This window comes from Rikenella sp. (assembly GCF_056799795.1).
Map to the genome: position 1 here is coordinate 1 of NZ_JBQIQO010000024.1, position 22,044 is coordinate 22,044.

General features: G+C 60.5%; 20 protein-coding genes. 11 read left to right on the top strand and 9 right to left on the bottom strand.

Features of this window, described 5'->3' with window-relative positions:
* Window positions 1-236 precede the first annotated feature (236 nt).
* The 6 genes from ACTO3O_RS06810 (at window position 237) to ACTO3O_RS06835 (ending at window position 4,467) form a co-directional block, all read left to right on the top strand.
* A complete protein-coding gene (locus ACTO3O_RS06810) occupies window positions 237-383 on the top strand; it encodes a hypothetical protein (RefSeq protein WP_297625045.1) in 147 nt (48 codons plus the stop codon).
* A gap of 69 nt (window positions 384-452) precedes the next feature.
* The gene (locus ACTO3O_RS06815) at window positions 453-605 is read left to right on the top strand and encodes a hypothetical protein (RefSeq protein ID WP_298080968.1); all 153 of its coding nucleotides are present in this window, start codon (window positions 453-455) and stop codon (window positions 603-605) included.
* Between the two features lie 80 nt (window positions 606-685).
* Window positions 686-1,660, top strand: a complete 975-nt coding sequence (locus ACTO3O_RS06820) for a M23 family metallopeptidase (RefSeq protein WP_294593700.1) — start codon at window positions 686-688, stop codon at window positions 1,658-1,660.
* Window positions 1,653-2,597, top strand: a complete 945-nt coding sequence (locus ACTO3O_RS06825; RefSeq protein WP_297628313.1) for a M23 family metallopeptidase — start codon at window positions 1,653-1,655, stop codon at window positions 2,595-2,597. Before ACTO3O_RS06820 ends, ACTO3O_RS06825 begins: the two co-directional genes overlap by 8 nt.
* Before the next feature lie 49 nt (window positions 2,598-2,646).
* Complete coding sequence (gene gpmI, locus ACTO3O_RS06830; RefSeq protein ID WP_297832668.1) at window positions 2,647-4,164, top strand: 2,3-bisphosphoglycerate-independent phosphoglycerate mutase; 1,518 nt, start codon at window positions 2,647-2,649, stop codon at window positions 4,162-4,164.
* Between the two features lie 90 nt (window positions 4,165-4,254).
* Window positions 4,255-4,467, top strand: coding sequence for a hypothetical protein (locus ACTO3O_RS06835; protein ID WP_297832665.1), 213 nt, complete (start codon window positions 4,255-4,257; stop codon window positions 4,465-4,467).
* Between the two features lie 1,106 nt (window positions 4,468-5,573).
* Here ACTO3O_RS06835 and ACTO3O_RS06840 read toward each other — a convergent pair.
* The 4 genes from ACTO3O_RS06840 to ACTO3O_RS06855 all read right to left on the bottom strand — a co-directional run bounded on the left by ACTO3O_RS06840 (window position 5,574) and on the right by ACTO3O_RS06855 (window position 8,831).
* Window positions 5,574-5,780 carry a hypothetical protein gene (locus ACTO3O_RS06840; protein WP_297831616.1) on the bottom strand — a complete coding sequence of 69 codons (207 nt, stop codon included), beginning with the start codon at window positions 5,778-5,780 and terminating at the stop codon, window positions 5,574-5,576.
* Window positions 5,781-5,803: 23 nt separating this feature from the next.
* Window positions 5,804-6,760 (bottom strand): transketolase family protein, encoded by a 957-nt coding sequence (locus ACTO3O_RS06845; protein ID WP_297831620.1) that lies wholly within the window; start codon window positions 6,758-6,760, stop codon window positions 5,804-5,806.
* 67 nt (window positions 6,761-6,827) lie between these two features.
* Window positions 6,828-7,700, bottom strand: coding sequence for a transketolase (locus ACTO3O_RS06850; protein WP_297831622.1), 873 nt, complete (start codon window positions 7,698-7,700; stop codon window positions 6,828-6,830).
* Between the two features lie 42 nt (window positions 7,701-7,742).
* Window positions 7,743-8,831, bottom strand: coding sequence for an AI-2E family transporter (locus ACTO3O_RS06855; protein WP_297831625.1), 1,089 nt, complete (start codon window positions 8,829-8,831; stop codon window positions 7,743-7,745).
* Window positions 8,832-9,006: 175 nt separating this feature from the next.
* Here ACTO3O_RS06855 and ACTO3O_RS06860 point away from each other — a divergent pair, with 175 nt between their 5' ends.
* Window positions 9,007-9,204 (top strand): hypothetical protein, encoded by a 198-nt coding sequence (locus ACTO3O_RS06860; protein ID WP_297831628.1) that lies wholly within the window; start codon window positions 9,007-9,009, stop codon window positions 9,202-9,204.
* 864 nt (window positions 9,205-10,068) lie between these two features.
* On the opposite strand, the gene ACTO3O_RS06865 is transcribed toward ACTO3O_RS06860, so the two are convergent.
* The 5 genes from ACTO3O_RS06865 to ACTO3O_RS06885 all read right to left on the bottom strand — a co-directional run bounded on the left by ACTO3O_RS06865 (window position 10,069) and on the right by ACTO3O_RS06885 (window position 14,709).
* Window positions 10,069-10,746, bottom strand: a complete 678-nt coding sequence (locus ACTO3O_RS06865) for a phosphatidylserine decarboxylase family protein (protein ID WP_297831631.1) — start codon at window positions 10,744-10,746, stop codon at window positions 10,069-10,071.
* A 62-nt stretch (window positions 10,747-10,808) separates the two neighbouring features.
* Window positions 10,809-11,555, bottom strand: coding sequence for a phosphatidate cytidylyltransferase (locus tag ACTO3O_RS06870; protein ID WP_297831634.1), 747 nt, complete (start codon window positions 11,553-11,555; stop codon window positions 10,809-10,811).
* Window positions 11,545-13,572, bottom strand: coding sequence for an ATP-dependent zinc metalloprotease FtsH (ftsH, locus tag ACTO3O_RS06875; protein ID WP_297831637.1), 2,028 nt, complete (start codon window positions 13,570-13,572; stop codon window positions 11,545-11,547). Before ftsH ends, ACTO3O_RS06870 begins: the two co-directional genes overlap by 11 nt.
* Window positions 13,573-13,641: 69 nt before the next feature.
* Window positions 13,642-14,004, bottom strand: a complete 363-nt coding sequence (rsfS, locus tag ACTO3O_RS06880; RefSeq protein ID WP_294594421.1) for a ribosome silencing factor — start codon at window positions 14,002-14,004, stop codon at window positions 13,642-13,644.
* Window positions 14,005-14,121: 117 nt separating this feature from the next.
* A complete protein-coding gene (locus ACTO3O_RS06885; RefSeq protein ID WP_297831640.1) occupies window positions 14,122-14,709 on the bottom strand; it encodes a DUF4251 domain-containing protein in 588 nt (195 codons plus the stop codon).
* A gap of 1,586 nt (window positions 14,710-16,295) precedes the next feature.
* On the opposite strand from ACTO3O_RS06885, the gene ACTO3O_RS06890 reads away from it, so the two are divergent.
* The 4 genes from ACTO3O_RS06890 (at window position 16,296) to ACTO3O_RS06905 (ending at window position 21,351) form a co-directional block, all read left to right on the top strand.
* Window positions 16,296-16,505 carry a hypothetical protein gene (locus ACTO3O_RS06890; RefSeq protein WP_298080918.1) on the top strand — a complete coding sequence of 70 codons (210 nt, stop codon included), beginning with the start codon at window positions 16,296-16,298 and terminating at the stop codon, window positions 16,503-16,505.
* Between the two features lie 268 nt (window positions 16,506-16,773).
* Window positions 16,774-19,410, top strand: a complete 2,637-nt coding sequence (alaS, locus tag ACTO3O_RS06895) for an alanine--tRNA ligase (protein WP_297830811.1) — start codon at window positions 16,774-16,776, stop codon at window positions 19,408-19,410.
* Between the two features lie 4 nt (window positions 19,411-19,414).
* Entirely contained in the window at window positions 19,415-20,368 is a 954-nt protein-coding gene (locus ACTO3O_RS06900; protein WP_297830809.1) for a substrate-binding domain-containing protein, read from the top strand.
* A 14-nt stretch (window positions 20,369-20,382) separates the two neighbouring features.
* Window positions 20,383-21,351, top strand: coding sequence for a diacylglycerol/lipid kinase family protein (locus ACTO3O_RS06905; RefSeq protein WP_297623443.1), 969 nt, complete (start codon window positions 20,383-20,385; stop codon window positions 21,349-21,351).
* Window positions 21,352-22,044: the final 693 nt, after the last annotated feature.

The following is a 22,044-nucleotide window of genomic DNA, read 5'->3' on the forward strand; positions in this document are numbered from 1 at the left end:
ATACGGGTGTTCTGACGGGCGTCGGCGGCAGCGGGTACAGTTGGTCTTCCGCTCTTAGCAGGACTAACGGCGTGTTCTTGTGGTTCCACTCGCAGGATCTCGATCCCGGCAGCGTGGACAGCCGTGGCCACGGTCTTCCGTTGCGTTGCCTCTCGGAATAAACGGGGGTAGAGGCTGCCAGTAAAACACCCGAAGGGTGCGCCCCGGGCAACCGCCTTTCGAACTCGGGCGATCTGATGGGCGTCGGCTACACCGGGTTCAGCTGGTCTTCCGTTACGGGCGGTGTCTACGGCCTGGACTTGAATTTCTTTTCGCAGCACCTCCTCACCAGCAACTCGGACAGCCGCGCCCATGGTTTTCCGTTGCGTTGCCTCTCGGAATAAACGGGGATAGAGGCTGCCAGTAAAACGCCCTGCGGGTGCGCCCCGGGCTACCGCTGGTCAGCTTCAGGCGTGCTGGACGGCTACGGCAACGTCGGGTTTTGCTATTCGTCGTCGGTGCACGGCAGCGGTGGGATGTACTTGTACTTCGACACGCAGAACCTCAATCCCAGCCACTCGGACGGACATACCTACGGTCTTCCGTTGCGTTGCCTCTCGGAATAAACGGAGGAACGGACGGCGCATCGAAAAAAATCGTAAATTTGTTGCGCTAACTGCGCCCTCGCCGCGCCCTCACGATGAGCATGGAACCGAACGAACCTTCGTCATACTACACCCTCTACCACTTCTTCCGCGAGCGGTTCGTGCTGCCCGTGCGGTTGTGGCTCTTCCGGTTCGTCCGGACGGTGCTGCTCGTCTTCATCGTGGCCTCGGTCGTCAATTTCGTCTTCTCCTACTTCTTCTATACCCCCAAGATGCACCGCCTGAGCGAGCAGAACGAAGCGATCGTGCACGACTACCAGCTGCTCGAAAAGCGCGTCGACGCTTCGCTAGCCCAGCTCTCGGAGCTCCGGGAGCGCGATCATGCCGTCTATCGGGCCATCTTTTCGGCCGATACGCTCGATATGCCGGGCGTCTATGTGCCGTATGCCGACGAGAAATACGCCTCGGTGGGCTACGGACGCTATGCGCCGCTGATGACCCGCGTGTGGGAAAAGATGGACGCTTTGGCCCGGCAGCTCTATTTGCAGTCCCTCTCTTACGACGAGATCGAGAAACTTGCCGTCGACAAGGACTTGATGGCCGAGGTCGTGCCGGCCATCATGCCGCTCGACAAGACCAAACTGCGCGGCGATATCGGCGCCTTCGGGATGCGGATGCACCCGATTCTGAAACGGTGGATCGGTCACGAGGGGATCGACATGGGGGCGGCGACCGGAACCCCGGTCTATGCCACCGGGACAGGGCTCGTCGCCGACCAGAAACCGCAGTCCGGATACGGCATCCAGATCGTGATCGATCACGGATTCGGCTACCGCACGCGCTATGCCCACCTCAGCAAAAGCCTCGTCAAACCGGGACAACTCGTCAAACGCGGCGAGCTGATCGGCGAAGTCGGCAGCACGGGACGCTCCACCGGGCCTCATCTCCACTACGAAGTGATCTACCGCGGACGACCCGTCAATCCGATCAACTACATCAGCCGCGATATGAGCGAAGAAGAGTTCCGCACCATTACCGAATCGGCCAAGGCCACCATTTACGAACTCGATGAGTAAGAACCCGGTACATAATTCGACCCGTCCCCGGCGGCGCAAGAAACTGGTGACATGGACCTTCCGGTTCTTCAGCGGGTTGGCCGTGGCGGTGATCTATTTCGTCGTCTTCTCCCTCTTTTTCGACACCCCGATCGAGTACGAACTCAAGAAAAGCACCGCGAAGATCGAAAAAGAGTACCGCGCTTTGGAACAGCGGTACGCCATGTTGCAGGAGATTCTGGAAAACGTCTCGGAACGGGACAGGAGCGTCTATAAGATTCTTTTTGAGGCCGATCCGGCGACCCGGGCCGAAGAGGATCGGCAGCGGGGCATCGCTTTTCGGACACGCCTCGACGGGATGACCAACAAGGAGTTGGGGAACTATTTCGACGAACACCTCGGGCTGCTGTATCAGCGGGTCTCGAACTACGACGCCACCACGGAGCGGTTGCACGAGCGGGTGGCCCGGGATGTCGCCCGGGCGCTCTCCACGCCGGCGATCCAGCCGGTCGACAACCGGCAGCTGAAACTCCTCACCGCATCGTTCGGCGAGCGGGTGCATCCGTTTTTCAAGACCATGTCGCAGCATAACGGAGTGGACTACTCGGTGCCGGCGGGTTCGGCGGTCTTCGCCACGGCGGACGGCACGGTACAGAGCTTGCAGACCCGGGGACAGACTTCGGGGCTCAGTCTGACGATCGACCACGGGAACGGCTATCAGACCGTCTATTCGCATCTGGACAAGGTGACCGTCGAGCCGGGGCGGCGGGTGAGTCGGGGGGATATCATCGCTTTTTCGGGGAATTCGGGCCTTTCGTTCGCGCCTCACCTGCACTACGAGGTGCACTATCGGGGGCGGCCGGTCGATCCGATCAACTACTTCTTCATGGAGCTCGGGATGCCCCAGCAGCAACGGCTTCAGGATATCTCCCGACTCGGGATGCAGTCCTTCGATTAGGATTCGGGCCCGGGCAGTTAGGAAAATAAAATAAATACCACATAACGAAATGAAAAACAAAGTCTTACTGATGATCCTCGACGGTTGGGGGAAAGGCGACCACTCGTCGCGGGACGCCATCTTCTCGACCCATCCGAAATTCATCGACTCGTTGATGCAAAGCTATCCCAATGCCGAACTGCTCACCAGCGGCGAAAACGTCGGCCTGCCCGACGGACAGATGGGGAACTCCGAAGTGGGACACCAGAATATCGGTGCCGGGCGCATCATCTACCAAGACCTCGTGAAGATCAACCGCGCGGCGAAAGACGGTTCCATTATGAAGAATCCGGAGATCGTCGCCGCTTTCGAATATGCCAAATCCAACGGCAAAAAAGTCCATTTTATGGGACTCGTTTCGGCCGGGGGGGTGCACAGCTCGCTGGAACACCTGTTTACGCTGTGCGACATCGCGAAACACTACGGGATTTCGGATACTTACGTCCATGCCTTTATGGACGGTCGCGACACCGACCCCAAGAGCGGGGCGGGGTACCTGCGCGAGTTGGAGGCACACATGGCGAAGTCGACCGGAAAGATTGCCAGTGTGATCGGACGCTACTACGCCATGGATCGCGACAAACGGTGGGAACGGGTCAAAGAGGCTTACGATTTGATTGTTAAGGGGGTGGGGACGAAGGCGACCGACGCGGTGGCGGCAGTCGAGGCGTCTTATGCAGAAGGGGTGACCGACGAGTTTATCAAACCGATCGCTTTGACCGATGCGGCCGGGGCGCCCATCGGTTTGATCGAAGAGGGGGATATGGTCATCTTCTTCAACTACCGGAACGACCGCGCCAAGGAGCTGACCCAGGTGCTGACCCAGTGCGACATGCCGGAGCAGGGGATGACGACCATTCCGCTCTACTATTGTACGATGACCCCTTACGACTCGTCGTTCCGGGGGGTGCATATTCTGTTCGACAAGGAGAATGTGGAAAACACGCTCGGCGAGTGGATCTCGAAGCAGGGGCTTTCGCAGCTGCGGATTGCCGAGACCGAAAAGTTCGCTCACGTGACCTTCTTCTTCAACGGCGGCCGCGAGCAACCGTTCGAGCGGGAAAAACGCATCCTGATCAACTCGCCGAAGGTGGCGACCTATGATTTGCAGCCCGAGATGAGCGCTTACGAGGTGGCCGACGCGTTGGTGAACGACATTCGGTTCGAGGCGCCGGACTTCATCTGCCTGAACTTCGCGAACGGCGATATGGTGGGGCATACGGGGGTCTATGACGCGATTCAGAAGGCGGTTCGTGCGGTGGACGAGTGTGCCGAAAAGGTGGTGACGGCGGCTCGGGAAGCGGGTTATACGATCTTGATTTGTGCCGACCACGGGAATGCGGACAATGCGGTGAATGCGGACGGGACGCCGAATACAGCGCATTCGTTGAATCCGGTGCCGTTGATCGTGGTTTCGGATTCCATCAAAGCGGTGCATGACGGTGTATTGGCCGACTTGGCGCCGACGGTGCTGAAGATCATGGGCCTGCCTCAGCCGGCTGAGATGACGGGACACGCATTGGTTTAGGCCGGTCGTTTCCCGAGGCTTACGGACGTTTTGTTTCCCGGGGCTTTAATATGCACGAGGGCGTCGTTCTGCGGAACGACGCCCTCTTTTTTGTCTGCCTTTCCTTTGTCTGCCTTTCCCGCCCCGGGCTACCGCTACTACCGCACGGGCGTACCGGGCGACATCGGTAATTACGGTTACAACAGTGCTTCCGCGGTCAGCAGTACCTATGGCACGTACTTGGGTTTCTACGTGGCGTGGCTCAATCCCAGCGGCGCGGACCACCGCGGCTACGGTTTTCAGTTGCGCTGCCTCTCGGAATAAACGAGAGTAGAGGTTGCCGGTTGCTTGGGTTTGGGTAGAGGCTGCCCATTCCGAGTGCCGGGAGGCACCGCCCGCCCGGCGTAAGGGCAGTCCCCTCCTGTAGCCAAAGACGCGCGCCTCGCCTAAAGAGGGAAATCGTCAAAATGCGCTGGCGTGTTTTGACAAGATTTCCCCAGGCGCGCGAAAACGCGGCGGAGCGAAAGCGGAGCCGCAGTGAAGAGGATACGGGGCAGAGAATTGGGCGGTGAGTTGGGCTGTGCTGTTCTTCGGGCGCGAAAACCGATTGCGGTTTTCGCGCCGCGCTGGGCCAAGCTTTGGGCTGGAATTTGGGCCGAGAGCGAGTAGCTAAGTCCCCGTGGTAATGGTCGGCCCGCAGCCCCCGGATGCGGAGGGCCGAAATACTCCGCTCTCGCTCCGTCTTCGGTCTCCGCTGGCTGCGGCCGAAAACGCGTTGTGCAGAGCTGTTCGGCCCATCCCCGGAGCGCGCAGCTCGAACCCGACAGATTGGTGATGAATTGGGCGACAGGCCGAATCTGAAAGAATAGAGGCGAGTTTTGAACTGCGAATAGGGCTGAATCTTTGGTTGTAGATTGGGCTGAACTGTTGGCCGAGCTTCTGCGACCCAAAGGTCGCGCAGTTCGCCGCCACCCCACGCGGCGGGCTGCAACTCAACGGAGCTCGTTGCTGCTCTCCGCTGGGGGAGGCTTCGGCCCGGGCGGTTCTTCGAACCGCAGGAATACGAAAAACAAGAATATGAAAAAGGGGCATCCCGGGTTCTAAGTCCCCAATCGGTTCCGGAGAAAGCTCTCTTGCCCGTTTATTCCGAGAGGCACCGCAACTGAAGACCGTGAGCGCGAGTATCCGAGTGACAGGTGTAGAGATTCTGCGAACCGAAATTCAGACTCATGCCATTGCTGTCGCTGGCCGCGGAAGACCAACTGTATCCGTGCCCGCCGATGCTCCTTGCTGCGCCCTCATAACCTGTGCGACCGAAGTCGCGGAAGCCCGGGGCGGGCCGCTTGACTCGTAAAATCTGAATAGGAAAGTCGGGCCCAAGCCCGGGTTCTAAGTCCCCAATCGGTTCTGGTGAAAGCTCCCTACCCCGTTTATTCCGAGAGGCAACGCAACTGAAGACCGTAGGTGCGGCGATCCGCAACGCTGGAAAAGAACCACGTCGTGCCGAAACTCAAGTGCAGGCCGTAGGTGTCGCTTGTAATGGAAGACCAGATGAAACCGCCGTAGCCCATGTCGCTCAGCGCGCCCGAGGGGTAGTAGCGGTAGCCCGGGGCGAACCTCAGTACGCCGAAACTCAACGTGCTTATCCGGTATCCAGCGCCTACTTTTTCCGTGCCATCACCCGGCGAACGGCAGCTATGACGTCCGGCGTGTCGAGATGGAACTTGACCAACAATTCCTCCGGAGTTCCGCTCTCGCCGAAATGGTCGTTGACCGCCACATACTCCTGAGGCACAGGCTGATTCTGGGTTAACAGCTGTGCCACGCTATCCCCCAGTCCTCCGTTGATCATGTGCTCTTCGCACGTGACGACACAGCCGGTCTTTCGCACCGAAGCGAGGATAGCTTCCGTGTCCAACGGTTTGATCGTGTGGATATTCAGCAAATCTACGCCGATCCCCTCCCGTTCGAGCTGCTCGGTAGCCTGAATCGCCCGCCACATCAGATGGCCGGTTGCCAGAATCGTCACGTCCTTACCCTCGCTCCACCGGACGGCCCGACCGATCTCGAACGGTTCGTCCGCCGGCGTGTAGATCGGCTCCGTCGGCCGGCCGAAACGCAGATAGACCGGCCCCTGATAAGCTGCCGCCGCCAGTGTGGCAGCTTTGGTCTGGTTGTAGTCGCACGGGTTGATGACGACCATATTGGGCAGCATTTTCATCAGCCCGATGTCTTCCATGATCTGGTGCGTGGCTCCGTCTTCCCCCAGCGTGATTCCGGCATGCGAAGCCGCGATTTTGACATTCGTGCAGGAGTAGGCGACGCTCTGCCGGATCTGGTCGTAGACGCGTCCGGTGGCGAACGCGGCGAAGGTGGTCACGAACGGCACCTTTCCGCCCAACGCCAAGCCGGCGCCGACGCTGATCATATTGGCTTCGGCAATCCCTGCCTGGAAAAAGCGGTCGGGGTTTTCCTTGGCAAAGGTGTTGAGTTTCAGCGATCCGGTGAGGTCGGCGCAGAGGGCGACGACTCGCGGGTCGGTCTCTCCGAGCAGGGTCATGGCGTCGCCGAATCCGGAACGGGTATCTTTTTTCCCTGTGATGGTATAGGGTCTCATGGTGTATGTAGGTTCTGTGTTAGTGGTTTGATTTCGGGGCCGTGTGGCTCTTTCGCTTTTTTCCGCCTCAATAGTCCCCCAGCTCTGTCGCCGGCAACTGTGCCAGGGCCCGTTCCGTCTGTGCCGCGTCCGGAGCCTTGCCGTGCCATTCGTTCGTCCCGGCCATGAAATCCACCCCGCAGCCCATCACCGTGCGTGCCAGAATCACCACCGGTTTCCCGTGTCCGTACGCCTCGTTCCGGGCATAGCGCAGCGTTTCGACCACCTGGCGCATGTCGTGTCCGTCCATCTCCAGCACCGTCCAGCCGAATGCCTCCCACTTCGCCCGCAGTTGCGCCCCGCATCCCATCCCCAGCACCGTATCGCAGGTGCCGTCGATCTGCTGGCCGTTCATGTCCACGATGCCGACCACGTTGTCGATGCCTCGCGCCGCGGCGAACATCGCCGCTTCCCAAATCTGTCCCTCTTCGAGCTCGCCGTCGCCCATCATGACGAAAACGCGGTGTTCGGCATCTCCCGAGAGCCGCTTGGCCAGTGCTGCGCCCAGCGCCACCGAGAGTCCCTGTCCGAGCGAGCCCGAAGCGACCCGCACACCGGGCAATCCCTTTGCCGGCGTGGGGTGTCCCTGCACTCGCGTTCCGAGTTTCCGGAAGCCGGACAGCTCCGACACTGGGAAATATCCTTTCCGTGCCAGAACGCTGTACCAAACGGGCGAGATGTGTCCGTTGGAGAGGAAAAAGAGGTCTTCACCGATTCCGGTATTTTCTGTTCCGGCTGCCGGAGTCTGCGGAATCCGCATCGTGTCGAAGTAGAGCGCGACGAGGGTGTCGGTGGCTCCGAGCGAACCGCCGGGATGGCCCGAGGCGGCTCCGGAAACCATCCGCACGATGTCGCGACGTACTTGTGCGGCCAGGGTTTCCAACTGTTTGATTTCTGCCATGTGTGATCTGTGTATCTGTTCTTTATGCGGGACGGAAAGGGGTTATATGTTTTCCGTCAGTTTTTGTACCACCCGGAAGTGGTTGAAAAATTCTTTGGCGAAGACGCGGATGACGGTGTAGGCCGGAATGGCGAACAGCATCCCTGTCACGCCGGCGATGTAGCCGGCCATCAGGATGACCAGAAAGATCTCCAGCGGGTGTGCTTTCACGGAGCTGGAGTAGATGTAGGGTTGCAGGATGATGTTGTCGATCAGCTGGAATACGACGAAAATGATCACCATCGGGAAAATGATCGCTCCGGGTGTCGCTCCGGCCGGGAGGCTGAGCAGGGCGATGATGCAGCCGAGAATTCCGCCGATCAGGGGTCCGATATAGGGTATGACGTTCAGCACGGCGGTGATCGCGCCGATGACTACGGCGGTGTTGAATTCCAGTCCGATCAGGTACAAGGGTACGGTAATGCAGATCAGTTTGATCAGCATTTCGATGCAGATGCCGATAAAGTAGCGCACGAGGAGGGTGGTGGTGGAGTCGAGCGCGCGTCGGATGTTGGCTTCGTATTTGGAGGGGAAGAAGAGGACGACGCTTTCGAAAAAGAGGCGGTCGTCTTTCAGGAAGAAGTAGGTGATGAAGCTGATGGAGAAGAGGGCGATGGCGAGGTCGACGACCCAGACGGTGACCGAGGTGATGGATTGTCCGAGGTTGACGCTGTCGAAGAGGGGGGCGAGCCGGGTGTCGAGGTAGGCTCGTGCCGAGAAGTTGTTGTCGGGCAGGAAGGTGTTGATGTAGGTTTCGATCTGGCGCATGGGTTCGCCGAGTGCGGCGGTGAGCCGGTCGATGTCGAACGAGGCGAGTTGGTTGATCTGCTGGAGCACGACGGGAATGAGCCACCGGGCGAGGATGTAGATCACGACGAGCATGACGATCAGTGTGGCCATGGCGGCGAGCCATCGCGGAATGTGGCGGCCTCGTATCCGGAGGTGTCCGAATGCGGTGACGAGGGGTTTCCCCATCAGCGAGAGGACGGCGGCGATGAGGATATAAAAAACGATGGTCTGGAAGTACCAGACGAGGAAGCCGGCGGCCAAAAGGCCGGCGCCTGCTGCGATCCATCGGTATATGGGGTTCATCGTCGTTCGGTTTCGCCGGTTGTCCGTGCGGGTGCTGGACGTGGCGTTTCAATTATATGCTGGTGTGAGTCGACTGGCTGTCTTGTCGGTTTGTCGGGGTCGGCCGACTTTTGGTCGAGGCCGCCGGTTGTTTGGGGTCGAGGTGCCCGATTAGGGTAGAGGCTACCCGGTTCGAGTGCCGCTCGGCCCCGCCCCGGGCTACCGCGGTCACGACGAAGGGATACTGGTGAATGTCGGTTACAGCGGGTTCAGTCGGTCTTCCGTTACGAACGATATCTACGGTCTGTACCTGGGGTTCGATTCGCAATACCTCTACACCTGCCGTTCGGACAATCGCGGCCACGGTTTTCAGTTGCGCTGCCTCTCGGAATAAACGGGGCCGAAAACCTGCGGTTCGCAGAACCGCCCGGGCCGGATGCCTTCCCCTCGGAAGGGACGCACAGCGTCTTTTGCTGACAGTCTCTACCCACGATGACCACTCCCGGGCGTCCGACCCACAAAAGCTATCCCCAGTCACCGCCCGGCTGTCATGTTCGGCCTGTCGCCCGGCCTCGTAGAGCCGCTAAAGCACGACCCATTCGTCTCTTTTAAGCTGTTCGCTGCCAGCGGTGAATGCAACGAGCCTCGTCGAGTTGCAGTCCGCCGCATGGGGTGGCGGCGAACTGCGCGACCCTAAAGGGTCGCAAGAGCACAGCCAACAATTCAGCTCCCCGCTCAGCCCAGCGCGGCGGGAAAACCGTAATTGATTTTCCCGCCCGAAGAACAGTCGCAGCCCAAAACACAGCCCAGTTCTCCGCCCCGTGTTCGCCTACTGCGGCTCCGCTGTCGCTCCGCCGGTGCCGCTCGGCACGCGAAAGATGGGAGTATTTACTCCTAAACGTCGCCCGCTGGGATTTCATCTCGATTTTGCTCACCGCAAAACGAGTGAAATCCCTCTTTAAGCGGGCGGGCGACGGAGTTTCCGCGCGTCTTGGGAAATCTTGTCAAAACACGCAAGCGAGTTTTGACGATTTCCCTCCTAAGGCGGGGCGCGCGATCTGGTCATTGCCCCGGCTGGAACTGTTCTTTTTGTTCACAAAAAGAACCAAAAAAACTTTCGACGGATGCTAACGCATCCTCAAGCTGCCGACAGCCCAACCCTTTGTCCGTCAGACCGCCCGCCGTGGCGTGAACGCATCCGCCGGGCGGGCGGTGCACGGCACTCGGAATGGGCCGCCTCGACCTTAATCAGCTGTCTTTAGGCGTTTTCCGGCAGGCGTGCGATCACGGTGCGCATCCCCGTGGTCTTCTCGTCCAATTTCACGCAAATCTCACTCCCGACCGGCAACAAAATGTCGACCCGGGAACCGAATTTGATAAAGCCGCACTCGCGTCCCCGCTGCGCCGTCCCGCCCACGCAGGAATAACTCACGATCCGTCGCGCAACGAAACCGGCGATCTGGCGAAACAAAACCCGATGACCGCCCGCCGTCCGTACCACGGTGGTCGTCCGTTCGTTGTCGGTCGAGGATTTCGGATGCCAGGCCACCAGAAAACGTCCCGGATGGTACCGGAAGTAATCGATGATGCCGTTCACCGGATACCAGTTGATGTGGATGTTCCAGATCGACATGAAGATCGAGACCTGGATCCGCGGCTCGGAGAGAATCTCCTCTTCGAAGACCTCTTCGATCGCCACCACGCGGCCGTCGGCCGGTGCCAGCACGCAGGCGTCGTCCGTGCAGTCCAACGCCGCCCGACGCACCGGAATCCGGAAAAATCGGCACACGAAGAGCACTTTTAACAGCATGAAAAAGACAATCGTCCCGCTCAGCCAGAGCGGGAGAAAACGCACCGCCGCAAGTGCCGCTACGAGAGCGATAAGAATACTGGTCGTGATGATCCGTCGTCCTTCCCGATGTAAATATTTACGCATCTGGTTCGATTATAGTCGTTTCCGTATCGTTTCGGGCTGGGCCCTATCCCCTCTGATTCATCCTATTCGATCAATCCGGTCAGCAGGATGTAGACCCACGCCGCCGGCACCGCCAGCAACAAGGCGTCGAACCGATCCAGCAGGCCGCCGTGTCCCGGAATGATATTTCCGGAGTCCTTGACTCCGATCACGCGTTTGAATTTCGATTCGATCAGGTCGCCTCCCGTCGCCGCCAAGGCAATGATGAGGCCGAAGCCGAACCAGGCTAACCTGAGCCACAGCGGATTCTCCACGCCCGCCGTCCCGAACAAGTTCCGCTGGTCGGCATACAGCACCCCCGTCTCCGGACTCCAATAGAGCGCGTACCACACCAAAGCCGTCCCCACCGCAAAAAGAATCCCTCCCGCAAACCCCTCCCATGTCTTTTTGGGCGAGATCACCGGCGCCATCTTATGCCGCCCCACCGCGCTCCCCACCAGATAAGCCCCCGTGTCCGAAAGCCACACGACGGTCATCAGCGTCACCACCAGCATCGGGTTCAAGAGCTGGATCAGGACGAAAGCCTGCGCGATGTACAATCCGCCCCACACCGTCCATCTCCCCCGCCGCTCGCCGAGAACGCCCCGGTTTTTGGCGAGCAGGCGGTAGTATTCCCACAAAGTAAGCCCCCCGAGTGTCGTCCACAGCAGGTAGAACGTTCCTCCCGGTCGCTCCGTCTCCGGATCGTACCACGCCAGCGTCAGGCCCACCATCACCAGAACGAGAACGATTCCGCTCACGGTGCGTGTGATCAGAGACTTAGCTTTCATTCGCCGAGCCCTCCTCCGTTTTAGCCTCCGTTTTGTCCGCTTCGGTAGCTGCGGGCTGCACCGAGTCCAGCGGATTCCGCGCCCCCTCCTGCCGTTTGCCGAAAATCCGCTCCAAGTCCTCCGTAAAAATCACTTCACGTTCCAACAGCAACTCTGCCAGCTGCCGAAGCCCTTCGCGCTGTTCCCAGAGCACTTGTTTGGCCAGTTGGTAGCACTCTTTGAGCAGGGTGTTGACTTCGTCGTCGATCAGCCGGGCGGTCTCCTCGCTGTACGGCTTCCCGAAAGCCATCTCGCTCTGCCCCGTGCTGTCGTAAAAACTCCGGTGTCCCACCGCCCGGCTCATCCCGTAGTAGGCCACCATCGCATACGCCTGCTTCGTCGCCCGCTCCAGGTCATTCAACGCCCCCGACGATATCTCCCCGAAGGTAAGTTCCTCCGAAGCCCGCCCGCCGAGCAGCGACGCGATCTCGTGGGTCATCTGTTCGCGTGTGGTGATCTGCCGTTCGTCCGGCAGGTACCACGCCGCTCCCAAAGCCTTTCCGCGCGGGATAATGGTCACTTTCAGCAGCGGATCGGCCCATTTGAGCATCCAGCTGACCGTAGCGTGCCCCGCCTCGTGGTAAGCGATCGCCCGCCGTTCCACGTCGGTGAGGATTTTGTTTTTCCGCTCCAGACCGCCGATAATCCGATCCACGGCGTCCATAAAGTCCTGTCGTTCGACCTGTTTCTTGTTTTTCCGGGCCGCGATCAACGCCGCCTCGTTGCAAACATTCGCAATGTCGGCCCCCGAGAAACCCGGTGTCTGCCGTGCGAGGAAGTCGGTGTCCAGGTCCGGATCGAGTTTCAGCTTCTTGAGGTGGACGGCGAAGATCTCGGCCCGCTCCTTGATGTCCGGCAGTCCGACTTCGATCTGCCTGTCGAATCGGCCCGCCCGCAGCAAAGCCTTGTCCAAAATATCCGCCCGATTCGTGGCGGCCAAAATGATGACCCCCGCATTGGTGCCGAACCCGTCCATCTCGGTCAGCAGCTGGTTGAGGGTATTTTCCCGCTCGTCGTTCGACGACCACCCGCTGTTTTTCGACCGGGCCCGTCCGATGGCGTCGATTTCGTCGATAAAGACGATACACGGCGCTTTCTCTTTCGCCTGCTTGAAGAGGTCGCGCACGCGCGACGCTCCCACCCCCACAAACATCTCGACAAAATCGGAACCGCTGATCGAGAAGAACGGTACATTAGCCTCCCCGGCCACCGCCTTGGCCAGCAAGGTCTTCCCCGTCCCCGGAGGCCCCACGAGCAAAGCACCCTTCGGAATTTTCCCGCCGAGTTCGCTGTATTTCCCCGGATTCCGCAGGAAGTCGACCACCTCCATCACCTCGACCTTCACCTCTTCGAGCCCCGCCACATCTTTGAAGGTGACTTTCTGGTCGTTGTCCTTGTCGAAAAGTCTGGCCTTCGCCTTCCCCACGCTGAACACGCCGCCGGCGCCGCCTCCGCCTCCCGCGCCGCCCGACATCCGCCGCATCAGGATGATCCAGAAGACGACGATGGCGATAAACGGCAAGGCCTGCCAGAACAGCGTCCCCCATCCGGAGTTGTCGTTCTCGAACGTGAGCCCCGGTACCTCGCCCTGACCCCGTCCCGCAGCCGTCCCGCCGATCGTCCTGCGGTTGATGCTGTCCCGCGCCGCCTGGTAGTCGTTCTCGAACTTTTCGAGCGAGCCGATGTTGAAGTAGAATTGCGGCCCTTTGGTCGGAATGTATTTATAACGCTCCTGTGCTTTGTATTTCGCCACTGTGCCCGGCCGGAGCCACACTTCGGCCACTTCGCGATTGACGATCTGCACGCGTTGCAGGTCTCCGCTCGGCATCAGGGTGTCGCGCAGGGCGTCCCAGCTGATCCGACTCTGCCGTCCGCTCTCGCCGAAGTAGGCCCAGCCGAGAATGACGGCTATAATAATGCCCCACATCCAATAGATATTGAATCTGGGGCGCAAGGTATTCCGTTTTTCGTTTGCCATATATCAGAGGTGTGCCGCAAGCGGGCACGGATATGCGTTTTTTTTGTGCGGTTAGTATGCTTCGTATCTTTAATACTGGTCTTCGTACCGGGTCAGTTCTCCGTCGGCCCAGAGCTCTTCGAGGCGGTAGAAGTCGCGCATCTCGCTCTGGAAGATGTGTACCATGACGTTCCCGTAGTCCATGGCCACCCACAGCGCATTGTCGAGCCCCTGTATCCGGTAGGGTTTTTCGCCGATCTCCCGGAGGGTGAGCTCCTCGACTCCCGCGGTGATAGCGGCGACCTGGGTGGTGGATTCGGCCTGACAGATCACGAAGGCGTCGCAGACGGCTCCGTCCAGCGCGGTGAGGTCGAGGCTGACGATCCGGTCGGCTTTCTTGTCCTGCATGGCGTGGACGATGGTGCGGAGGAGGGTTTGGGTATTTTCGTTCATTCGTTTCGATGGGGTTGCGGTCTCCCGCGGTCAAGGGGGCCCGATTTCGGACACTTTGCAGGAAACAAAGGTAAGTAATTTTTTTCTTTCGTGTTTTTTTCGAGCGGGGTGTGGGCGCTACCGGATTTCGGGCCGGTTGGCTGCGGGTTCTCCGGCCGGCAGGGGTTGCAGGGTGCCGAGGAACTGGAGGTGCTGGGTGCCGGAGCCCTGGATGGTGAGCGAGGTCTCGCCGGTGTCGAAGATTTCGAAGGTGAGGATGTAGCTGCGGTGGTTGGAGCGTTCATGGGCGCCGATGACGATCCATCCTTTCTGTTTCCCGGCGGGGAGGTTCTCCACGCGGATGGCGGGGTCGGGAGCGGTGAAGAAGAAGGGTGACCGGTCGGGGTTGTAGATGGTGTTGTAGACGTAGCCGTAGTAGGGGAGGCTGCACACGAGGCTGTCGGGGGTGACGGCGACTTCGTAGTAGGTGTTGAGGTTGGCGTAGGGGATGCCTGTGATCTGGGTGACGACGCGGTTGGGGACGAAGAGGAACCGTTCGCTGCGGAGGATGGAGTCTACGGAGCGGGCGGTGGCGGCGGCTTGTTCGGCTCGCCGGGTTTTGCGGTCGTTGTTTCGGCCTGCGGAGGCGGGGAGGGCGTGGGGCAGCACGAGCAGCACGAATAGGAGTCCGAGCAGCAGGGTCGGAAAGAATGATCTGGTTTTCATGGGTGTGACGGATTAGGTGATATAGGTACAGGGTTTTGAGCAGAAATTGTGCCACGGTTGAGGAGTGTGGGTTTGAGTAGCGAACGGGGCGAAGCTTTAGGTCGAACAGAAAAGTGGAAATGCGGAGCATTTCCCGTCCCGCCGGGGTCACCCGGACGCTGCCCGCGCAGGGCAGTTTTAGGCGGGGCAAAGCTTGCCCGCGCGCGACTGCTGGATAAGGAAATCATTCAAACGCGTGATTCGCGTTTGAATAAGATTTCCGCCAGCGCGCGGACAAGATTAGGGCCGTCGGCAGCTTGAGGATGCGTTAGCATCCGTCGAAAGTTTTTCTGGTTCTCTTTGTTCACAAAGAGAACAGTACCAGCTGGGGCAGTGCTTAAACCGCGCGCCCCGCCTAAAAGAGCGATTCAGCTATTTCGGCGGTAGCCGAATACAGATGAATCGCGCAGGCGCGCGGAAAATGCGGCGGAGCGAGAGCGGAGCCGCAGTGAAGCGGACACGGGGCGGAGAACTGGGCTGTACTTTGGGCTAGGATTGTTCTTTGGGTGCGAAAACCGTAATCGGTTTTCGCACCGCGCTGGGCTGAGCATGGGGCTGTGGGTTGGGCGGTGAGCTTTGTTTTTGGCCGGGCTTTGGGCTTTATTTGGGTCGAGAGCGAATAGCTAAGTTCCCGTGTCAACGGTCGGCCCGCAGCCCCCGGATGCGGAGGGGACGCACAGCGTCTTTTACTGGCCGCCTCAGCCTTAATATTCGTTCTCCGCTGGCTGCGGCCGAAAATGACCTCGACAACTTATGCGACCCTTTAGGGTCGCGCGGGCCGAAGCCTCCGACCGCGGAGGCCCGCAACTGACGTTGCTATGGGCTCCACAGGCTTCGTCCGCTTGAACGAAAGATGAGCAGGCCGAAACCGAAAGAAGTTGGGGTGGTGCATTAGACTGGAATTGATTCGGGGCGGACGCCCGGGAGGTATTGCAATTTTCGACGCGGAGCGGCGTGTTGCGGGCCTCCCGTGGGGAGGCGTCCGGCCCGCGCGGTTCTTCGAACCGCAGGTTTTCGGCCCCCATCCGTTTATTCCGAGAGGCAGCGCAACTGAAGACCGTTGGCCCGGCCCGCCGTGCTGCTGGGATCGAGCCACGTTGCGTCGAAGCGCAAGTTCATGCCATTGGTGCCGCTGGCCGTGGAAGTCCAGCTGTAACCGTTGCTGCCGACGTGCCCTGCTACGCCCTCATAGCCCGTACGACCGTAGTCGCGGTAGCCCGGGGCGTGCCGCTCGGCACCCGAACCGACTCGCCTCTGCCTCCACGGCTGTTTCTACCCTAAATGCCTCCGCTTCCCCCCATTTATTCCGAGAGGCAACGCAACTGAAAACCGTAGCCACGATAGTACGCGCTGCTGGAGCTGAGTTCTGTCATGCCGAAATTCAAGTACACCCCATAGCCGCCGCTTCCTGACCGCGAATAGCAGAAACCGTCGTTCCCGACATAGTTCAGCGCACCACTGGCTGTTTCGCGGAAGCCCGGGGCGGTGCCGTTCGGCACGCGAACCGGGAACCTTGGCCTCGATTTAGGGTAGAGGCGGCCAGTAAATTGCCCTGCGGGCGCGCCCCGGGCTTCCGCGACTCGGGTAGTAACGGACGTCTGGGAGCCCCGGGCAATATCGGTCGGGAAGGAAACAGCTGGTCTGCTGTCATTAACAACACGAATGCCATCTATCTTCTCTTCGACATGCAACGTCTGCATTACAGCCGTACAGACAATCGCGGCCACGGTTTTCAGTTGCGTTGCCTCTCGGAATAAACGGGGGACGCACTGCGTCTTTTACTGGCCGTGTCTACCCCAAACAACAGGCCGTGTCTACCCCAAAGCTACCCCAAGTAACCGACAGCCTCTTCCCGAAAGCTACCCCATGCAAACCGCTCCGCCTTCGAAAGGTCCGAAAAACCCTTCCGAAGCCTCGCGAAACGACCGAATCGAAAAATATCGTATTTTTGTAAATTGTTCCCGTTGTGGAGATATCCACGGGGCAGATGAACCGATAAAACACGAAAAGAGAACTCAATACCAGATGAACTCCAACGAAATCCGCCAGACCTTTCTCGACTTTTTCCGCGAAAAACAGCACCGTATCGTGCCCTCCGCGCCTATGGTCGTCAAGAACGACCCCACGCTGATGTTCACCAACGCCGGGATGAACCAGTTCAAAGACATCTTCCTCGGCAACCAGCCCGCCCAGTCGCCGCGGGTCGCCGACAGCCAGAAGTGTCTGCGCGTGAGCGGCAAACACAACGATCTCGAAGAGGTGGGCCACGACACCTACCACCACACCATGTTCGAGATGCTCGGCAACTGGAGCTTCGGCGACTACTTCAAGAAAGAGGCCATCGCCTGGGCCTGGGAACTGCTCACCGAACGGTATAAACTGCCCGTCGACCGGCTCTATGCCACCGTCTTCGAGGGCTCGCCCGACGAAGGCGTGCCGTTCGATCAGGAGGCCTACGATTTTTGGGCCGAGCGGCTCCCCGCCGCGCATATCCTGCGGGGGAACAAGAAAGACAACTTCTGGGAGATGGGCGATACGGGTCCCTGCGGGCCGTGTTCCGAGATACACTTCGACCTGCGCGACGACGCCGAACGGCAGGCGGTCGACGGGGCCAGCCTCGTCAACAAAGACCACCCGCAGGTGATCGAAATCTGGAACCTCGTCTTCATGCAGTTCAACCGCAAGGCAAACGGCTCGCTGGAGCCGCTGCCCGCGCGTCATGTCGATACCGGGATGGGCTTCGAGCGGCTCTGTATGGTGATCCAGGGCAAGAAATCGAACTACGACACCGACGTGTTCCAGCCCTTGTTGCAGGAACTGGCCCGGATGGCCGGGGTTTCATACGGCAAGGAGGAGAAGAAGGACATCGCCATGCGCGTGATTGCGGATCACCTGCGGGCCATCGCCTTCTCCATCGCCGACGGACAGCTGCCCGGCAATGTGAAGGCGGGGTATGTCATTCGGCGCATCTTGCGGCGGGCCGTGCGGTACGGCTACACCTACCTCGGGTTCACCGAACCGTTCATCTGCCGCCTCGTGCCGACCCTCGTGGCGCAGATGGGGGGGCAGTTCCCGGAACTGAAAGCCCAGCAGCAGCTGATCGAAAAGGTCATTTCCGAAGAGGAGAGCTCCTTCCTGCGGACGCTGGCCACGGGGATCAACCTGCTCGACTCCATTATTAAGAAGCTGCCCGCTTCGGGGGCGGAGCGCACGATCGGCGGGACGGACGCCTTTACGCTCTACGACACCTACGGATTCCCGATCGACCTGACCCAGCTGATCGCTTCGGAACAGGGGGTGAAGGTGGATATCGAGGGGTTCGAACGGGAGCTGGAGGCGCAGAAAAACCGGTCGCGGAACGCTTCGGCGGTCGAAACCGACGACTGGGTCGACGTGCTGCCGGTCGAACGGTCGGAGTTCGTCGGCTACGACCATACCGTTTATAAAGGGGCGCATATCGCCCGCTATCGGCGCGTGACGTCGAAAGGGAAGTCGCACTATCAGATCGTGCTGGACTACACCCCCTTCTACGGGAATATGGGGGGACAGGTCGGCGATACCGGCTACCTGCTCGACCCGGCGACGGGCGGAAAGACGCTCATTACCGATACCCGGAAGGAGAACAACCTGACGGTACACATCGCCGACGAGTTGCCGGCACAGGTGGAGGCCGGGTTCGAGGCGGTGGTCGATGCCGAACGCCGGATGGCCTCGGCGGCCAACCATACGGCGACCCACCTGATGCACCATGCTTTGCGCGAGGTGCTCGGGACGCATGTCGAACAGAAGGGCTCGCTGGTGACGCCGGAATACCTGCGGTTCGACTTCTCGCACTTTCAGAAGATGACCGACGAGGAGCTGCGGGCGGTGGAACGTCGGGTCAACGCGGCGATCCGCGCCAACTTTGTGCTCGAAGAGAACCGTCACTGCACGATGGAGCAGGCTAAGGAGCTGGGGGCGATGATGCTCTTCGGCGAAAAGTACGGCGACACGGTGCGGGTGGTGAAGTACGGCCATTCGGTGGAGTTGTGCGGGGGGCTGCACGTGCCGGCGACGGGGAATATCGGCCTGTTCCGGATCGTCTCCGAAGAGTCCAGCTCGGCCGGTATCCGGCGGATCGAAGCGGTCACGGGACGGGCGGCGGAGGAGCTGTGCGAACAGCAGAACGATGTGATTAAGGAGTTTATGGCCGCTTTGCGGACCAATCAGGTGGTGGCGGCGCTGAAGAAGCTCACGGAAGAGAATGCCGAGATGGGCAAACAGATCGCTCAGGTGCGGCAGGATCGCGACCGGTTTATGGTCGAAAAACTGATGGATTTTGCCGAACCGTTCGGCGATTTCAGCCTGATTTCGAGACAACTGGATATTATGCCGGAGTCGGTGAAAAACATCGCTCTGGAGCTGCGCGGGCGGATCGGCAACGGGGCGGTGGTGTTCGGGAGCGTGTTCGGCGGGAAACCGACCCTGACCGTGGCGTTGAGCGATTCGGCGGTGGAGGCGGGCTTGAATGCCGGGGCCATCGTGCGCGAGGCGGCTAAACTGATTCAGGGCGGCGGCGGCGGTCAGCCTCACTTCGCGACGGCGGGCGGGAAGAGCGGCGACGGGATCGAGGCGGCCATCACGGCGGCGATCGACCTGATTAAGGCAAAGTTGAATGCGTAATCGTATGAAATCGGCCCGTCTGTATACGATTTTCTGGGTGGCTGTGCTGTTGGGGAGCGCTTTTTCTTCGTGCGACCATACGCCGGAGCGGAAGACGACCTTTGCCGTGGTGCCCAAGGTGGACGACGCGTCGGTGGCGCTGGCCAAGGCGGCGGCGCTGGCGGCGCGGGAGAGGTATGATGTGGCGGTGCGGTGGGATGTTTCGTATCGCCCGACGGCCGCTTCGCAGGCCGAGCTGATCGACAAACTCGTTCAGGCGGGGGTGGATGGTATTTTGTTGAGCTGTATCGACGCTTCGGATGCGGAGTTGAGGGAGGCGATCGATGCCGCGGTGGCGGCGGGGGTCTTTGTCGGGACGTTCGACTCGGATGCGCCGGGCAGCGCGCGGAGCTTCTATATCGGTTCCGACCAGACGGCTGCCGGCGAGCTGGCGGCGGTTACCCTGCGGGAGCTTTGTGCCGAAGGGGGTCGGGCGGCGACGGGGATCGGTCTGTTCGGCGGGGTCGAGGGGGATGCGGCTATGGCGCAGCGGTTGGCGGGATTCCTGCCCGAGGTGCCGGACACGGCGGCTCTCTTGTGGTCGGGCGATGTGCCGGCGACGGGGCGGAAGCAGGCGACCGATTTTCTGACGGACGAGGCGCAGCTGCCGATCAACGGGGTGGTTTTCCTCTCGGGGACGACTTTGGCGGATGCCAATAGTATCGGCGGGATGGCGCGTCTGGACAGCCTCTGCCGGGCGGCGACGGAAGCGGAGGAGGGGGCGGCGGCTGCGGCGGTCTTTTTCGACCCGACGAACGACGTGCTGGAGTTCGTGCGCCGGATGCCTCACTGTGCGGCGATCCGACAGGATTATCCCGTGATGGTGAACGGCGGGATCGAGCGGTTGCTCCGGCTGGTGCGGGGCGAGGGGAATGGGGGCGGGGAGGTGGTCTATACGCCGGTCGAGGTGATCCGGTAGCGTTTCTTTACGGCATGAACGAATCGTTCGACATATCGCAGCGCTGGGCGGCCATCGTCAATCCGGTGGCCGGGAGCGGCCGCGGGCTGACCGATTGGCCGCAGATCAGCGGCCTGCTGCGCGACGAGGGGATTGCCGTGGATGCCATGTTCACGCTGCGCAAGTACCACGCTACGGAGTTGGCGGTGGCGGCGGTGCGGCAGGGCTATCGACGGATCATCGTGGTGGGCGGCGACGGGACGATTCACGAGACGGTGAACGGCTTTTTCATCCAGCAGTCTTGTCCGACGACCGATATTCTGATGGCTGTGATTGCGGTGGGGACGGGGAACGACTGGATTCGGATGTTTGGCATTCCGCGGAATTACGTGGATGCGATTCGTTCGATTCGCGAGAGCCGCTCCTTCCTGCAAGATGTCGGGCGGGTCAGCTATTACGAGTCGAAGGTGCATCAGGTCAGGTACCTGGCCAATGTGGCGGGGTTCGGCTACGACGCGGCGGTTTGTCGGGGTTTCAACCGGCTCAAGGAGAGGGGGTATCGGGGGCGGTGGATCTATCTGTTCAGTGTTTTTCGCGAAGCGATTCGCTATCGGGCGCGTCGCGTGCGGATCGCGGTGGACGGCAAGGAGGTCTTTCACGGACGGTTGTTCACCGGCACGGTCGGCATCTGCAAGTACACGGCGGGGGGGCTTTCGCAGACGCCGAATGCCATTGCGGACGACGGGCTGTTCGACCTCACGGTGATTCCGAATATGAATCGGGTGCGGTTGTTCCGGCGGTTCCGGGTGGTTTACACGGGCAATATTTACGATATTCCGCAGATTCGACTGTTTCGCGGGGGGCGGATCGAGGTGCGGGCGGATCGTCCGGTTCGGTTGGAGATCGACGGCGAGATACTGGGGTATTCCGATTTCGAGTTTCAGATCATCGAGCGTGCGGTGCGGGTGGTGGTGAGCGAGAAGTTCATCCGCGATCGGGCTTAGGGCGGGGCTTAACCGGCAGCCCGCGCGCGGATAAAGAACAGGGCGAAGATTTGGGCCGAGACTGCCCATTCCGAGTGCCGGGAGGCACCGCCCGCCCGGCGTAAGGGCAGTACCCTCCCGTAGCCAAAGACGCGCGCCCCGCCTAAAGAAGCGATTCAACTATTTTGGCGGTGAGCCGAATATAGATGAATCGCGCAAGGCGCGCGGAAACGTGGCGGAGCGAAAGCGGAGCCGCAGTGAGGCTGACACGGGGCGGAGAATTGGGTTTTGCTTTGGGCTATGCTCTTGCGACTCGCAGAGTCGCGCGGGCCGAAGCCCGCGGAGGCCCGCAACTCGCAATGCTCGTTTGGGGCCCCGCAGGCTTCGTCCGCTTGAACTGAGAGCGAGTAGCGCGGTTCTCCGAACCACCGGCCTTGTCGCCCGAAGCCGCGTAGTGGTTTCGGGGGGTGGGCGACAGGCCGAAACCGGAAGAAAAAGCGTTGCTTTTGCGGCTCTTTGAGCCGCGCAGTTCGTCGCCACCCCAAGCGGCGGGCTGCAACTCGTCGGGGCTCGTTGCGTCTCCGCTGGCGGCGGACTGCTGTTGTTGGTCAAGGGGTGGGGTGTTACTCTTGCGACCCATAGGGTCGCGCGGGCCGGACGCCTCCCTTCGGGAGGCCCGCAATACGCCACTTCGCGTCGAAAATTGCGGTCACC

What these genes read in the sequence shown, in the direction of transcription:
- ftsH (WP_297831637.1), bottom strand. Translation starts at nt 13,572, where the DNA reads ATGGCAAACGAAAAACGGAATACCTTGCGCCCCAGATTCAATATCTAT.
- alaS (WP_297830811.1), top strand. Translation starts at nt 16,774, where the DNA reads ATGAACTCCAACGAAATCCGCCAGACCTTTCTCGACTTTTTCCGCGAA.
- rsfS (WP_294594421.1), bottom strand. Translation starts at nt 14,004, where the DNA reads ATGAACGAAAATACCCAAACCCTCCTCCGCACCATCGTCCACGCCATG.
- ACTO3O_RS06825 (WP_297628313.1), top strand. Translation starts at nt 1,653, where the DNA reads ATGAGTAAGAACCCGGTACATAATTCGACCCGTCCCCGGCGGCGCAAG.
- ACTO3O_RS06850 (WP_297831622.1), bottom strand. Translation starts at nt 7,700, where the DNA reads ATGGCAGAAATCAAACAGTTGGAAACCCTGGCCGCACAAGTACGTCGC.
- ACTO3O_RS06820 (WP_294593700.1), top strand. Translation starts at nt 686, where the DNA reads ATGGAACCGAACGAACCTTCGTCATACTACACCCTCTACCACTTCTTC.
- ACTO3O_RS06900 (WP_297830809.1), top strand. Translation starts at nt 19,415, where the DNA reads ATGAAATCGGCCCGTCTGTATACGATTTTCTGGGTGGCTGTGCTGTTG.
- ACTO3O_RS06810 (WP_297625045.1), top strand. Translation starts at nt 237, where the DNA reads ATGGGCGTCGGCTACACCGGGTTCAGCTGGTCTTCCGTTACGGGCGGT.
- ACTO3O_RS06845 (WP_297831620.1), bottom strand. Translation starts at nt 6,760, where the DNA reads ATGAGACCCTATACCATCACAGGGAAAAAAGATACCCGTTCCGGATTC.
- ACTO3O_RS06885 (WP_297831640.1), bottom strand. Translation starts at nt 14,709, where the DNA reads ATGAAAACCAGATCATTCTTTCCGACCCTGCTGCTCGGACTCCTATTC.
- ACTO3O_RS06855 (WP_297831625.1), bottom strand. Translation starts at nt 8,831, where the DNA reads ATGAACCCCATATACCGATGGATCGCAGCAGGCGCCGGCCTTTTGGCC.
- ACTO3O_RS06865 (WP_297831631.1), bottom strand. Translation starts at nt 10,746, where the DNA reads ATGCGTAAATATTTACATCGGGAAGGACGACGGATCATCACGACCAGT.
- gpmI (WP_297832668.1), top strand. Translation starts at nt 2,647, where the DNA reads ATGAAAAACAAAGTCTTACTGATGATCCTCGACGGTTGGGGGAAAGGC.
- ACTO3O_RS06905 (WP_297623443.1), top strand. Translation starts at nt 20,383, where the DNA reads ATGAACGAATCGTTCGACATATCGCAGCGCTGGGCGGCCATCGTCAAT.
- ACTO3O_RS06870 (WP_297831634.1), bottom strand. Translation starts at nt 11,555, where the DNA reads ATGAAAGCTAAGTCTCTGATCACACGCACCGTGAGCGGAATCGTTCTC.